The organism is Lentzea rhizosphaerae, assembly GCF_042649515.1.
Classification (GTDB): domain Bacteria; phylum Actinomycetota; class Actinomycetes; order Mycobacteriales; family Pseudonocardiaceae; genus Lentzea; species Lentzea aerocolonigenes.
This window is the reverse complement of the sequence record NZ_JBHRZI010000002.1, coordinates 17,214-32,546: the sequence shown is the minus strand read 5'-3', so window position 1 is coordinate 32,546 and position 15,333 is coordinate 17,214. Positions and strand designations below refer to the sequence as shown.

Annotated in this window: 4 protein-coding genes; all 4 read left to right on the top strand. The window is 69.7% G+C overall.

The genetic code is table 11. The features are described from left to right. Positions 1-20: 20 nt before the first annotated feature. Genes ACFOWZ_RS00365 through ACFOWZ_RS00350 form a run of 4 tightly spaced genes read left to right on the top strand, consistent with a single transcriptional unit; the run spans position 21 to position 15,323 of the window. Positions 21-1,817 (top strand): ABC transporter ATP-binding protein, encoded by a 1,797-nt coding sequence (locus ACFOWZ_RS00365; protein WP_382366996.1) that lies wholly within the window; start codon positions 21-23, stop codon positions 1,815-1,817. Between the two features lie 15 nt (positions 1,818-1,832). Further along, positions 1,833-12,698 carry an amino acid adenylation domain-containing protein gene (locus ACFOWZ_RS00360; RefSeq protein WP_382366994.1) on the top strand — a complete coding sequence of 3,622 codons (10,866 nt, stop codon included), beginning with the start codon at positions 1,833-1,835 and terminating at the stop codon, positions 12,696-12,698. Continuing rightward, positions 12,685-14,376: an ABC transporter ATP-binding protein gene (locus tag ACFOWZ_RS00355; RefSeq protein ID WP_382366992.1), complete on the top strand. Its 1,692-nt coding sequence runs from the start codon at positions 12,685-12,687 to the stop codon at positions 14,374-14,376. Before ACFOWZ_RS00360 ends, ACFOWZ_RS00355 begins: the two co-directional genes overlap by 14 nt. After that, entirely contained in the window at positions 14,373-15,323 is a 951-nt protein-coding gene (locus ACFOWZ_RS00350; protein ID WP_382366990.1) for an alpha/beta hydrolase-fold protein, read from the top strand. Before ACFOWZ_RS00355 ends, ACFOWZ_RS00350 begins: the two co-directional genes overlap by 4 nt. Positions 15,324-15,333: the final 10 nt, after the last annotated feature.

Genomic DNA, 15,333 nt, shown 5'->3' with positions numbered 1-15,333 from the left:
CCCACCGAAAGGTCTCCCTCGTGACCACGAGTGTCTCCGCCGTGCCCGCGAACGTCCTGCGCACGGCAACCGGGCGGGAGGCCCGCCGGTGGGTGTTCGACCACTGCCGTTCCGCTCCCGGCCTGCCGATCGCCACCGTGCTGGCGACGGTGGCCGGGGCGGTGCTGCAGATCGTCCCGGTGTTCCTGCTGGGCACCGTGGTCGACGGGATCGTGCAGGGCCGAGACGCCTCGATCCTGTGGACGATCGGCATCGCCACGGTCGTGGCCGCACTGGCCGGCGCGGTCATGACCGCTGTGTCGACCTACCTGGTCGGCAGGGTCGGCGCGGAAATGCTCGCCAGACTTCGAGAAGGTGCGGTCCGCGCGGTGCTCGGGATGCCGAGCGCGCGGATCGAGCAGGTCGGCCGCGGTGACGTGCTGTCCCGCGTGGGTGACGACGTCGCCGTCATCTCCAAGGGTTTCCGCACGGCGATTCCGACGATCTTCTCGGCGGCCGTGCTGGTCGTCATCGCGACCGCGGGCATGTTCGGGCTCGACTGGCGCCTCGGCGTCGCCGGTGCCTGCGCGCTTCCCGCGTACGCGTTGGCGTTGCGCTGGTACCTGCCGCGGTCGCAGCCGCTCTACCGGGCGCGTTCCGAGGCGCAGGCCGACCGCGCGCAGGCGTTGATCAGCGGTCTCGACGGCATCGCCACCGTGCGCGCCTACCGCCTGGAGAACGTGTTCCGGGACAGGGTGACCGCCGAGTCGTGGCGGGTGCGCAACATCGGCATCGACGTCTTCCGGTTCTTCGGCCGGTTCATCGGCAGGGAGAACCGCGCGGAGTTCATCGGCCTCGGGCTGATCATCGTGGTCGGGTACTTCCTGGTGACCAACGGGCAGTCGTCGCTCGGCCAGGTTTCCGTTGCGGCGCTGCTGTTCCACAAGTTGTTCGTGCCGCTCGGCCTGATCATGGCCTTCTTCGACGAGGCGCAGAAGTCCGGTGCGGGACTGACGCGACTCGTCGGTGTGCTGACCGAATCCGACGGTGACGAGCTCGTCCGCAGTGCGGTCGCCGTTGACGCCGACGCACAACCGCTTCCGGTGTCGGTGCGCAGGGTTTCCTTCCGGTATCCCGAATCCGAGCACGACGTGCTCCAGGACATCGACCTGGACATCCCCGCCGGAACCTCGCTGGCGCTCGTCGGCGCGACCGGCGCGGGCAAGACGACGCTGGCCGCACTGGTCGCCGGCACGGGCACCCCGCAGGTCGGATCCGTGCACATAGGACAGACGAACCTCGCCGACGTCGACGAGGCCGGCGCCCGCGCGTTGGTCAGCATCCTGACCCAGGAAGCGCACGTCTTCGCCGGTCCGCTCGCGGAAGATCTCCGCCTGGCGGCGCCGGATGCGACCGACGACGAGCTGATGGACGCTCTGCGCACCGTCGGCGCCGACACGTGGGTCGAAGCGTTGCCTTCCGGGCTCCAGACCGATGTCGGTGAGGGCGGTGAGCGCCTCGACGTGACCAAGATCGCCCAGATCGCGCTGGCCAGGCTCGTGCTCGGCCGCTCCCCCGTCGTGGTGCTCGACGAGTCGACGGCGGAGGCGGGCAGCCAGGGTGCCGCCGCGCTGGAACGGGCCGCGCTGGCCGCCTGTCGGGGCCGCACCACGCTTCTCGTCGCCCACCGGCTGACCCAGGCGATCGCGGCGGACCGGATCGCCGTGCTGGACGGCGGGCGCGTGCTGGAGCAGGGCACGCACGAAGAACTCGTGGCGCGTGACGGGCGTTACGCGGCGCTTTGGGCCGCTTGGCGATTCGGATCATCGGCCACTTAGGTTAGGCTCACCTTCATGGAACAGGTGCTGCTTTCGACCGACCGGATCGCCTCTGTTCGGCGCCGTGCCGGTGAGTACCCGCAGCGGACGATCGCCGTCGCGAGTGCGGTGGCGCTGACGCACTGGGCGAACCCCGCACTCGAGGTCGACGGGCTCGATCTCGCCCCTGCAACGCTTTTCGGGGATCTGCTGGTCTGGGCCGACAAGGGGCAGCGGTGGGACGTCGTCGAAGAAGCTGACGGCTGGCGGATTCCACTGCCTTCCGGCGTCGATCCGGTTGCGGCGCAGCGCACTCTCGACGACCTCGCCGAGTTCCCGAACCGCGCCATCGGCACGCTGACGTCCCAGACGGTCGAGGAGCGCCTCGCGGACCTGGCCCGGTGGAACGACAACGAGTTCCCGCGCGACCGGCCGAGCATCGTCGAGCTGTTCCGCGAGCAGGCCCGCCTGCGCCCGGACGCGGTCGCGATCAACGACGGCGACCGCGCGTTCACCTACGGCGAGGCGCTGGCCCGTTCCAACCAGCTCGCCCGCCACCTGCTCGAACGCGGTCTGGGGAGCGAGCAGGTCGTCGGCATCTCGCTCGACCGCTCGGCCGAGATGGTGATCAGCCTGCTCGCCGTGCTGCAGGCCGGGGCCGCGTTCGTGCCGCTGGACCCGCAGTGGCCGGCCTCCCGCCGCGAGTCCGTGATCACCGACGCCCAGGTCGTCCTGCTCCTCGGCACCGGTGGGGAGGGCGAACCCGAAGCGGTCGCGGTCGACCTCGACGCGTGGGCTTTCTCCGACTACTCCGTCGAACCGACCGACGTCACGATCCTCGGTCCGCAGCTCGCGTACGTGATGTTCACGTCCGGTTCGACCGGCCGCCCCAAGGGTGCGATGATCCGGCACGAGGCGATCAGTGAACGCCTGCTGTGGCAGGTGCACCAGATCCTCCACTTCGGACACGACGACGCTTCCCTGTTCAAGGCGCCGCTGTCGTTCGACATCTCGATCAACGAGATCTTCCTGCCGCTCGTGTGCGGCGGACGGACCGTCGTCGTGCGCTCCGGCGGCGAGCGCGACCCGCACCACCTGCTGCACACGATCGCCCGCCACCGCGTGACGTTCGTGTACCTGGTGTCGTCGATGCTGGACGTGCTGCTGAACATCTCGGGCGAGGGCGAGCTGGCGAGCCTGCGGCACGTGTGGTGCGGCGGCGAGGTGCTCACTCCCGAGCTGTACGACAGGTTCCGCACACAGCTCGACATCCCGATGTACCACGGGTACGGCCCGGCCGAGGCCACGATCGGCGTCTCGCACGTGATCTACCGCGGTGAGGCGGAGCGGCTGTCGACGTCGATCGGCAAGGCCAACCCGAACACCGACCTCTACGTGCTGGACGACCAGCTGCGACCGTGTCCTCCCGGTGTCGGCGGCGAGCTGTACATCGGTGGTTTCCTGCTGGGCCGCGGATACGTGAACGCTCCTGGCCTCACGGCGTCGCGGTTCGTCGCGAACCCGTTCGCGGCGGACGGCTCGCGCCTCTACCGGACCGGTGACCTGGCGCGGTTCGCGCCGGACGGGTCGCTCGACTTCCTCGGCCGCGTCGACAACCAGGTCAAGATCCGCGGCATGCGGCTGGAGCTGGAGGACGTCGAGGTCGCGCTCGCCGAGCACCCGCGGGTCCGCCACACCTGTGTCGTGGTGAAGAAGAACTCGGCGGGCGGCAACTACCTCGTCGGGTACGTCGTGCCGGCCGACGGCTCGCTGACCGCGGACGCGGTGAAGCAGTGGGCGACCGAGCACCTGGTCGAGTACATGGTGCCCGCGCACGTCGTGGTGATGAGCGAGTTCCCGTTGACCCCCAACGGAAAGCTCGACCGCCGCGCCCTGCCGGAACCGACGGTCGAGACCGGGCCGGTCACCGCGGCCGCCAACGACGTCGAGGCCGCTGTGTGCGCCGCCGTCGCTTCGGTGCTGCGGGTCGAGCAGGTCGGCACCGACCAGGACTTCTTCGAGCTGGGCGGTGACAGCATCCTCGCGATCTCGCTGCTGTCGGCGTTGCGGGCCGAGGGAATCTTCGTCACCGCCACCCAGATCTTCGTCAACCGCACTCCGCGCACACTGGCCGCCGTCGCGTCGCTCGACGGTGCCTCGACCGTCGACCACGACGACGTTCCGACGGGTCCGGTGGCGGGTCTGCCGATCGTGCAGTGGCTCGGTGAGACCACGGACGCCGTCGACGGGTTCGTGCAGTCGGTGGTGCTCAACACCCCGGCGGCTTTGACCGCTGATGCGCTCACCCGGATCCTGGACGCCGTGGTGGCGCGGCACGACATGTTGCGCGCCAGGCTGGTGCGGGGCGAGCGCTGGTCGTTCGACATCCCCGCGACGGGCGCTGCCCAAAATGATCAGGCGCTGTGGGAGGAGAGCAACGCGCCGGTCGAGGAGTGCGTTGCTCTGGCGACCGCGGGCCTGGATCCGGACGCGGGCGTCATGCTGCGCGCGGTGTGGCGTTCCGAGGCTCGTCAGCTCGTGATCGTGATCCACCACGTCGTGATCGACGGTGTCTCGTGGCGGATCCTGTTCGACGACCTCGCTTCGGCGTGGCAGCAGGTCTCTTCCGGTGCGGCCGTTGAACTCCAGCCGGTCGGGACGTCGTTCCGCCGCTGGACGCAGCTGCTGGAGCAGGCGGACTTCTCGGCAGATCACTCGTACTACCAGCGCGCGTTGCCGGGTGTGGACCAGTTGATCGGTCGCCGGGATCTCACCGAGTCCGATGTCGTTGCGGGCGAACAGGTTCGCACGGTCACCGTCGGTGCCGCCGCGACCGCCGCGCTGCTCGGTGACGTACCCGCGTTGTTCCACGCCAAGGTCAACGACGTGCTGCTGACCGGTCTCGCGGTCGCGCTGGCCCGGTGGCGGCGGGACAACGGGCAGGACCAGACGTTCGCGCACGTCGAGCTGGAGGGCCACGGCCGGGAGGGCCGGTTCGTGCCGCTCGACCCGGATCTGTCGCGCACGGTCGGCTGGTTCACCACGTTGTTCCCGGTGACGGTGGATCCGGGGTCCGGCGACGATCTCGCGGTGGCGTTGAAGCGCGTCAAGGAAGACCTCGCACGAGTGCCGAGCAACGGTGTCTCGTACGGTGCGCTGAAGTACTTGGGGGACAGCACTTTCTCCTCGCCACGGCCGCAGGTGTTGTTCAACTACCTCGGCCGGTTCGGTGGTGGCACGACCGGCGACTGGCAGCTCGCGGAGAACGCAGGTCAGCTGGGCGAGAAGCGTGATCCCGCGATGAGGCTGCCTCGCGCGTTGGAGTTCAACGCTTCCGCCGAACCGGGTGCCGACGGCGAGCTGGAGCTCGTCACCGTCATCTCGTGGCCGTCGGGTGTGTTCACCTCCGAGGACACGGCGAAGATCGGCTCGTACTTCGTGGAAGCGCTGGAAGGTCTGGCCGCGTTGACCCGCGGTGGCCACTCCCCCAGCGACTTCGACCTGGTGTCGTTGACCCAGGCCGACGTCGACTCGCTGGACGGTCCCGCGTTGCGCGACGTCCTGCCGCTGACGCCGTTGCAGGAGGGCATGTACTTCCACTCGGTCTTCGACGACGAGTCCGCCCACCGGTACGTCGAGCAGCAGCTGCTGACGCTGTCCGGATCCGTGGACGCCCGCAGGCTCGAAGCGGCCGCGACCCGAGTGCTGGAGTTGTTCCCGAACCTCGCCGCGCGGTTCGTCGCGCTGCCCGACGGCCGGGTCGTCTCGGTGCTGGAGTCCGGGGTCCGCCCCGACTTCTCCACTGTGGACGGTCAGGGCATGACCGACGAGGAGGTCCAGGCGTTCGCCGAGCAGGACCGCGTCGCCGGGTTCGACCTCGCCCGCGGGCCGTTGATGCGCTACACGTTGATCCGGACGGCTCCGCAGCGGTACGTCCTGGTGCAGACCGTGCACCACATCATCGCGGACGGCTGGTCGGTGCCGCCGATGCTGCGCGCGTTGCTGGCCGAGTACGACGTGCCGGGTTCGGTGCACACGCGCGGCAGCTACGCGGACTACGTGCGCTGGCTCGTCCGGGCCGATGCGGCGGAGAGCGACCGCGTGTGGGCGTCGGAGCTCGCCGGACTGCCGGGTCCGTCGCTGGTCGTCGAGGGCCATGAGCCGTCGGAACGGTTCGCCGACACCGCGATCGACGCACCTTCTGGCTTCGACGAGATGCTGCGGGCGGCCGGAGTCTCCTTGAGCGTGGCCGTGCACAGCGCGTGGGGCGTGACGCTCGGCGGGATCCTGGAGAGCCAGGACGTCGTGTTCGGGTCGACGGTGTCGGGCCGTGACGCGGACGTGCCCGGGATCGACTCGATGGTCGGCCTGTTCATCAACACGATTCCGGTGCGCGCCAAGTGGTGCGGTGGTGTGAGCGCGGCCGAGCTGCTGGCTTCCGTGCAGCGGCACCAGACCGCCGTCCTGCCGCACCAGCACGTCTCGCTCTCCCGGATCGGCCGGCAGGCGGCGTTCGACACCCTGGTCGTGTTCGACATCGCGCTGGACGTGTCTGCGTTCCGGTGCGAGGGCTTCGAGATCACCGGCGTGGTGAACGAGGGCGCGCCGCACTACCCGTTGACCATCGAGGTCCAGCGCGACCACGACGGTTCTCTGCGGTTCAACCTGATCTACGACACGCTCGTGGTGCGGGAGCCGGGCGCGCGGCGGATCGTGCGCGCGTTCGTCGACACGCTCACCGGGCTGTTGACCGGTGATTCCGTTCCGGTTCCCGTGCTCGCGGACACCCGTGCCGGCGCGGACATCACGCCGGTGACGTTGGCGCAGCTCTTCGACCGGGCCGCTCTGCGCGACCCGGCCGCGACCGCCGTGACGTTCTGCCGCCTCGACGGCACGTCCGAGTCGATGACCTACGGCGAGCTCGCGGAGGCCAAGACCCGGCTGGCGGCGACGTTGCAGGCGTGCGGCGTCGGCCCGCACACTCGTGTGGCCGTCGCACTGCCGCGGTCGTTGGAGCAGGTCACCGCGCTGATCGCGATCGTGTCGGCCGGTGCCGCGTACGTGCCGCTGGACCTCGCCTACCCGGACGACCGTCTGGAGTTCGTGCTCGCGGACGCCGCTCCCCAGGTCGCCCTGGTGGAACCGGGTCAGCAGGACCGTTTCTCCGCGATGCTCGCCCGTGCCGGCGTCTCGGCTCGTGTGTTGACCACCGACGACGTCGTGCCCGCCTCGTTCGTGGAACCTGCCTCGGACTGGCGCCACCCGGCGTACATGATCTACACGTCCGGCTCGACCGGGCGCCCCAAGGGCGTCGTGGTGTCGCACGAGAACGTGGTCTCGCTGCTCGTGAACACCGCGCCGGAGATGGAGTTCGGCCCTTCGGACGTCTGGACCCAGTTCCACACCTACTCGTTCGACGTGGCGGTGTGGGAGCTGTGGGGCGCGCTGACCCACGGCGGTCAGCTGATCGTGCCCGAACACAGCCTCACCCGGTCACCGTTGGACTTCCGGGCGCTGGTTCTCGACCGCGGAGTCACCGTCCTCTGCCAGACGCCTTCGGCGTTCTACCAGTTCGTCGACGCGGACCTGCATTCCGACGTGCCGCTTTCGTCGCTGCGACGGGTGATCTTCGCGGGCGAGGCCCTGGACCTGGGACGTCTGCGCGGCTGGGTCGAGCGCTACGGCCCTGACCGCCCCGAGCTGGTCAACATGTACGGCATCACCGAGACCACCGTCCACACCACGTACCGCCTGCTGGAAGAGCGCGACTTCGGCCTCGACGTCAGCCCGATCGGCGGCCCGATCGCCGGCCTGCGGTGCTACCTGCTCGACTCGTTCCTCCGGCCGGTCCCGCCGGGCCAGGTCGGCACGATCTACGTCGCGGGCCCGCAGGTCACGTTGGGCTACAACGGCCGGCCGGGCCTGACGGCGTCGCGGTTCATCGCGGACCCGTTCGCGGGCGACGGCTCCCGGATGTACCACTCGGGAGACCTGGCTCGCCGCAACCTGGACGGAGAACTGGAGTTCCTCGGCCGCGCCGACCTGCAGGTGCAGCTCAAGGGTTTCCGCATCGAGCTCGGTGAGGTGGAGTCGGCGATCCTGTCGGTTCCCGGCGTCGTGGACGTCGCCGTGACCGTGGCGGACACCGCCGACCACCTGGTCGCGCACGTGGTGGGCAAGCCTTCGGTGGACGTTCTGGGGGTGTTGGGTACCAAGCTGCCGGTGCACATGGTGCCGCAGCGGGTCCTCTTCCTGGACGCGTTGCCGCTGACGGTGAACGGCAAGCTCGACCGTCGTGCGCTGGCCGAGCGGGCCCGGACCTCTGACGAGGAGCCGTTGCCGGCCACTTCGGAAGCTCCGGCGCTTTCCTCGCTGGTGGAGATCTTCGCGGCGGCGCTGCCGGGTTCTGCGGTGGACGCGGACACCGACTTCTTCGCGGCCGGTGGGGACAGCATCATCGCGATCGGGGTCGTCAACCGTGCCCGCGCACACGGTCTGCGGTTCACTCCCCGCGACCTCTTCCTGCACAAGTCCCCCCGCGCTCTCGCCGCGCACGTGGGGGCCCTTCGTACTCTCGGTGAGTACGAAAGCTCCCCGCGTACTCTCGAAACAGCGGCGGACGGGCCGGTGGTGCCGACGCCGATCGTGTTGCGGCAGCGGGAGCTGGGGGGCGAGCTCCGGATGTTCGCGCAGGCTCGGCAGCTGCCGTGTTCGAGTTTGGAGGAGGCGCAGCGGGCTGCGGAGGCCGTGGTGAAGGCGCACGCGGCGCTACGGATGCGGCTCACGGTGGAGCACGGCGTATGGTCGCTCGGAATCGATCCGGACTGGCAGGCCCCCTGGGGGGATCGGGTCCCCACTCCTATCGTCTCAAGCGGGTCTGACAATTCTGACGATCCGCAGGTCGCCGTCATCCTCGCCACCACCGACGACCCCCAGGTCGCCGCCAACGAAGCCGCCGCCCGCCTCGACCCCGAGTCCGGCGTCATGGCCGCCTTCACCTGGCTGGAGCCCACCAAGACGCTCGTCGTCGTGGTCCACCACCTGGCCGTCGACTCGGTCTCCTGGCTGATCCTCCTCGACGACCTGACCACCGCCATGCGCGGCATAGACCTCGCCCCGACCACCACCCCGTTCCAGTCCTACGCCGACGCCCTCACCCTGGACGCCCAGTCCAGCGGCGCCGACCTGCACCGCTGGATCGAGGTCCTCGACACCCCACCCCTCACCCCACAAATCGGCGCCCAGCGAGAAATCACGGTCACCCTCGCCGCAGCCATCACCAACCGCGTAGTCCACACCGCCCCCACCGCCCTCAACATCGGCCTCACCGAGCTGCTCGCCGGTGCACTCCGCACAGCGTTGACCGAAATCCAAGGCACCCCAACGGATCTGGTCATCGAGCTGGAACGCCACGGCCGCGTCCCGGTGCGCGACCACCACGACTACACCCGCACAGTCGGCTGGTTCACGTCCATCGCGCCGGTGAAGCTGAGCGCGCACACCGACCCCGTCGAGGCCGCCCGCGAACTCACCAGCAGGCAGCCGGACGAGCGGGCCCACGTCGGCTACGGCCAGCTGCGGTACCTCAACCCGCAGACCGCCCCGGTCCTGAAAGCACTGCCGACACCGCAGGTGCTGTTCAACTACCTGGGCAGGGGCAGCGAGGACCAGGCGCTCCACCTCGACCACACCATGCCGAGTCCGTACGCGGTCGAGGTCAATTCCTGGCTCGACGCCGAGACCGGGAGCCTGCGGGCCACCTTCGCGTTGAGCGAGGACGTGTCCGACGAGATCGCGGCCCGGTGGTTGCTGGCGCTGGAACGGATCGCGGACGCGTCGAACACCGCTCGGCGGACGGCGCCCGTGTCGCCGTTGCAGCGAGGGCTGTACTTCCAGGCCCAGCTCGCCGGGGACGCCGGGCACTACGTGGCGCAGACCTGCTTCACGTTCGACCGGCGGCTCGACGCCGACAAACTGGAGCGGGCGATGGCGCACGTCATCGCGAAGCACCCGGTGGTGGGTGCTGGGTTCGAGGACGAGGACGGATCGCCCGTCCAGGTGCTCACGCCGAACGCCACGGTGCCGGTCCGGGTCGTCGACGTGCTCAACCGCGAGGCCGTGGACGCGTTGCGGGACGAGGACCGGGCTACCGGGTTCGACCTGAGCGCGCCGCCGTTGGTGCGGATGGCCGTGCTGCGCCTGCCGGACGGGCGGGACGCTCTGCTGTTCAGCCACCACCTGCTGCTGTGGGACGGCTGGTCGCGCGAGATCGTGCTGCGCGACTTCTTCGACGCCTACCGGGCGATCCTCAACGGCCAGCCGCTCGACGACGCACCTGCCACGCCGAGCTTCGAGGACTACACGCGCACACTGGCCGCGAAGGACGCGAGCACCGCCGAACGGTTCTGGGCTCAGTACCTCGCGGACCTGCCGGGACCGACGCTGCTGGCCGGACAGTCCACTTCGGACTCGCTGCCCACCAAGATCGTGCGGACGCTGTCGGCAGAGCAGTCGGAACGCGTCCGGAACGCGGCACGCGAGAACGGCGTCACGCTCAACTCGGTGGTCACCGGCGCGTTGGGACTTCTGCTGGGCAGCGAGACCGGGCGCGGTGACGCGGTGTTCGGCGTGACGGTTTCCGGTCGTGAGGAGGAAGGCACCGAGGGAATCGTCGGCGTGCTGCTCAACACCGTGCCGATGAGGGTGTCCGCCAAGCCGCACGACAGCGTGGCGACGTTCCTCGCGGGAGTGCAGGCCTCGCGGGTCGACGCGATGGAGCACGAGCACATCGGGCTCGGCGAGATCCAGCGCGCCAGCGGGCAGGACCAGTTGTTCGACAGCCTGTTCGTGCTGCAGAACTTCCTCGACGACGACACCTTCACCGAGTTCAACGCGGTCAACGGCATCACGGCCCACGAGTTCGAGGACTCGACGCACTACCCGTTCACCTGGGTCGTGACGCCGGGCAGGCAGCTCACGGTCAAGCTCGAGTACCGGCCCGCGATCACCGAACCCGCCACGGCGCAACGGTTGTTCGACGAGTACCTGCGGATCCTCGACGACCTGGCGACGTCAGAGAACAAGATCGGCGCGATCGAGGCCACCGGTCCGAAGCCGGAGCTCAACGCGCCCAACGACTTCGGGAACAAGACAGTCGTCGACCTGTTCGACACCGCGGCCGACCGCAACCCGGACCGGATCGCTCTGGTCTCCCACGGCGACACGATGACGTTCGCGGAGCTCAGGGACCGCAGCCGGCACCTCGCCGGAGTGTTGAAGGACAAGGGCATCGGCGTGGAGACGTCGGTCGCCATCGCGGTGCCGCGGTCGTTGGACTGGGTCGTCGCGCTGTTCGGCATCCTCAGGTGTGGAGCGGCGTACGTGCCGTTGGAGCTGGACCACCCGGACGAGCGGATCGCCGCGATCGTCGAGGACGCGCGACCGGAGCTGATCATCACGACCAGCGCGGTGGCGCCGAGGATCCAGGGCACCACGTTCGAGCTCGACATGCCGTGGCCACGAGCAGAACCCGTGATCACGTTCGAGCCCGACAACCCGAACAGGCTCAAGCACGCCGCCTACACGATCTACACGTCCGGTTCGACCGGCAAGCCCAAGGGCGTGGTGACCGAGTACGCGGGTCTGACCAACATGCTGGTCAACCACCAGCGGCGGATCTTCGAACCGGTGCTGGCCGAGCACGGGCACCGGACGTTCCGGATCGCGCACACCGTGTCGTTCGCGTTCGACATGTCGTGGGAGGAGCTGCTCTGGCTCGCCGACGGCCACGAGGTGCACATCTGCGACGAGGAGCTGCGGCGTGACGCGACCGGGCTCGTCGAGTACTGCCTGAAGCACGAGATCGACGTCATCAACGTGACGCCGACCTACGCGCAGCAGCTGGTGGCCGAGGGGCTGCTCGACGCGGACCACAGGCCGGCGCTGGTGCTGCTGGGCGGCGAGGCCGTGACGCCGACGCTGTGGCAGCTGCTCGCCGACACCCCCGGCACGATCGGCTACAACCTCTACGGGCCGACGGAGTACACGATCAACACGCTGGGCGTCGGCACGTTCGACTGCGTCGACCCGGTGGTCGGCGTGGCGATCGACAACACCGACGTGTACGTGCTGGACCCGTGGCTGCGGCCCGTTCCGGACGGTGTCGCGGGCGAGCTCTACGTGTCCGGCGTGGGCATCGCGCGGGGCTACCTCGGGCAACCCGGGCAGTCCGCCGAACGGTTCGTGGCGTGTCCGTGGGTGCCGGGTGAGCGCATGTACCGGACGGGCGACCTGGTGATCCGGCGCCCCGACGGCAACCTGCTCTACCTGGGCCGCACGGACAAGCAGGTCAAGATCCGCGGTCACCGCGTGGAACTGGGCGAGGTCGAAGCGCGGTTCGCCGCGCACGAGGGCGTGCGGTTCGTCGCCGCCGTGGCGCAGGCCGACCCTCAGGTCGACGGCGCGTACCGGCTCGCGGCCTACCTGGTTCTCGACGAAGGAGCGGACATCGGGGCGATCGCGGCCGAGGTCGGCGCCGGGATGCCCGACTACCTGCGGCCCACGCACTACGCCGCGGTGGACGCGATCCCGTTGACGGTCAACGGAAAGGCCGACACGAGCGCCTTGCCCGAGGCCCGCCCGCTCGGCACCCTGGTCCAGCAGGAAGATCGGGAGCTGACCGAGACCGAGATCGTGGTCCGCGAGCTGTTCGCCGAGGCGCTCGACCTCAACGAGGACGAGGTGGGCGTGGCGAGCGGCTTCACCGACCTGGGCGGGCACTCGATGCTCGCGGTGCGGCTCGTCGGCCTGCTCCGCCGCGAGTTCGGTCCGGTCGTCACGATCCGCGACCTGCTGGCCCTGTCCACCCCCGAAGCGATTGCGCGCCACGTTGACGAACACTGAAGTCCGCACCGGCAAGGAGATCCTGCGGGTCGCCCTGCGCCGCAACGTCGGCGCGATGGCGTCCGGCACCCTGCTGATGGGGTCGTACCAGGCCGCGGAGACCGCCGTGCCGATCCTGCTCGGCGTGATCGTCGAGTACGCGCTGCGCGGCGGTGAGCTCAGCTCGCTGGGGCTCGCGCTGCTGGCGCTCGGGCTCGTCATGGCGACGGTGTCGTACTCGTGGCGGTTCGGCATGCGGATCCTGCAGAAGGCGAACACGACGGAGGCGCACCGGTGGCGCGTCGCGGTCGCGGACCACGGCCTGCAACCGGTGGCGCGCGACGTCGACCTGAAGTCCGGCGAGGTGCTGACCATCGCCACGGAGGACGCCGACCAGACCGCGGACATCATCGAGGTGGTGCCGCTGCTGGTCAGCTCGTTGGTGTCGGTGGTGATCACCGGTGTGGTGCTGGCGGTGATCAGCGTGCCGCTCGGCGTGCTGGTGTTCGCCGGCACGGCGGCGATCCTGACCGTGCTGAGCGTGATGTCGCGCAGGATCGGCGCGAACACCCGGGTGCAGCAGGCGAAAGTCGCGCGGGCCGGGGCGAAGGTGTCGGACCTGATCGCGGGTCTGCGGCCGTTGCACGGTTTTGGTGGCAGCTACGCGGCTTTCCAGGCCTACCGCCGGGTGAGCACCGAGGCGAAGAAGCAGTCGATCGTCGTGGCGCGGGTCAACGGCGTCTACGCGGGCACGGCCCTGGCGTTGAACTCGTTGCTGGCGGCGGCGGTCACGTTGTGGGCGGGACATCTGACGTTCCAGGGCACGATCACCATCGGTCAGCTGGTGATGGCCGTCGGCCTGGCGCAGTTCCTGATCGAGCCGCTGAAGATGTTCTCGGAAATGCCGAAGTACGTGATGATGGCGCGCGCCTCCGCCGAACGGATGGCGCTGGTCCTGGCCGCACCGCCGCTGATGACGCCCGGTGTCGAGGTGCCCGGCCCGGAAAGCGGCCTGGAGGTCTCCGGTGTCACGCACGGAACGTTGCGGGACCTGAGCTTCTCTGTGCGGCCAGGTGAGTTCGTGGCGATCGCGGCCTACCAGCCCCAGGCGGCGGCCGAGCTCGCGGCGCTGCTGTCCGTCGACGTGCCACCGGCTTCGCACGCGGGCGTGGTGAAGGTCGGCAAGCGGGACATCGCGTCGCTGACGATCGAGAGCGTGCGCGAACACCTTCTGGTCAACCCGTCACACCACGAGGTGTTCGCGGGAACGTTGCGGGAGAACGTCGACCCGTCGGGTTCCAGTGCGCTGGTGGAGGAAGCGGTGGCCGCCGCGATGCTGACCGACGTGGTGGCACTGCACTCCGAAGGCCTCGACTACGCCGTGCGAGACCGCGGCGCGAACCTGTCCGGTGGCCAGCGCCAGCGGTTGTCCCTGGCGCGTGCGTTGGCCGCGGATCCGGAGATCCTGGTGCTGCACGACCCGACCACGGCCGTGGACGCGGTGACCGAACAGCTCATCGCCCGCAACGTCACGGCGTTGCGCCGCGGCCGCACGACGATCGTGATCACCAGCAGCCCGGCGCTGCTCGACGTGGCCGACCGCGTGATCGTCCTGTCCGACGGCGCGGTGGCGGGCGAGGGCACTCACCGCGACCTGCTCGGCCGCGACTCCTCCTACCAGCTGGCGGTGGCCCGATGACGGTGTTCGAGTGGCGCGGCGGCCCGGCGACCCTGCGGTTCGAGAGCGTGCTGGAACCGGTCGAGCTGCAGCAGCGCGGCGACGTCTGGTGCGCCGAGGTCGACATGCCCGCGCGGCTGCGCGTCACGTACCACTTCCTGTGCGACGGCGAGGAGTTCGCCGACCCGCTCAACCCCTCGGGAGCGGGCCCGGACAGGTCGATCTTCTCGACCCCGGACCTGGAGCCGCAGCCGCACTGGCCGGTCGTCGGGCCGGACGAGGTGCTGGACGTGCCGTCGTTGCGCATCAGGTGGAACGGTGCGTTGGGGCGTAAGACAGTGCGCGTGCACAAGGGCGGTGACGCCGTCGTGCTGCTGCTCGACGGCGATGACTGGATGTACGTGCATCCGGCCGTGGCCGCGTTCGAGTCGGCGATGGGCGACGCGATGCCCACCCTGGTTTTCCTGCCCACACCGCGGGATCGCGACGCCGAGTACACGAATCCCGGTTTGTGGCAGGCGATCCAGGACGAGCTGCTGCCGCTGCTGGCGTCGAACGGCGTGACCGTCGACCCTGCGAAGTTCGTGGTCGCCGGGCAGAGTCTCGGCGGGCTGAGCGCGTTCCAGGCGGCGCTGGACTTCCCGCAGCTGGTGTCGCGGGTGGCCTGCCAGTCAGGGTCGTTCTGGTGGGCACGCGACCTGCCGGGCCACGGGATCTCGCTCGACGGACCTGCCGGTGGTGACACGGCCGAGCGCCTTCGATCAGGCCCTGATCTGTCCGGTCTGCGCGTGGCGTTCGACGTCGGCGAGCACGAACCGAGGATGCACCGGCACTGCGAGGCCGTGGAGGAGCTGACGTCTCAGGCGGGCGCGACCGTGCGCGTGAACCGGTCGCCCGCCGGGCACGACCGCGTCGGCTGGCGGCACGCGCTCGTCAGGGACGTCGCCTGGTTGCTCAGCGATCTGTGAGCTGATCCGG

Coding starts and splice junctions, on each gene's coding strand:
- ACFOWZ_RS00360 (WP_382366994.1), top strand. CDS start 1,833: ATGGAACAGGTGCTGCTTTCGACCGACCGGATCGCCTCTGTTCGGCGC.
- ACFOWZ_RS00350 (WP_382366990.1), top strand. CDS start 14,373: ATGACGGTGTTCGAGTGGCGCGGCGGCCCGGCGACCCTGCGGTTCGAG.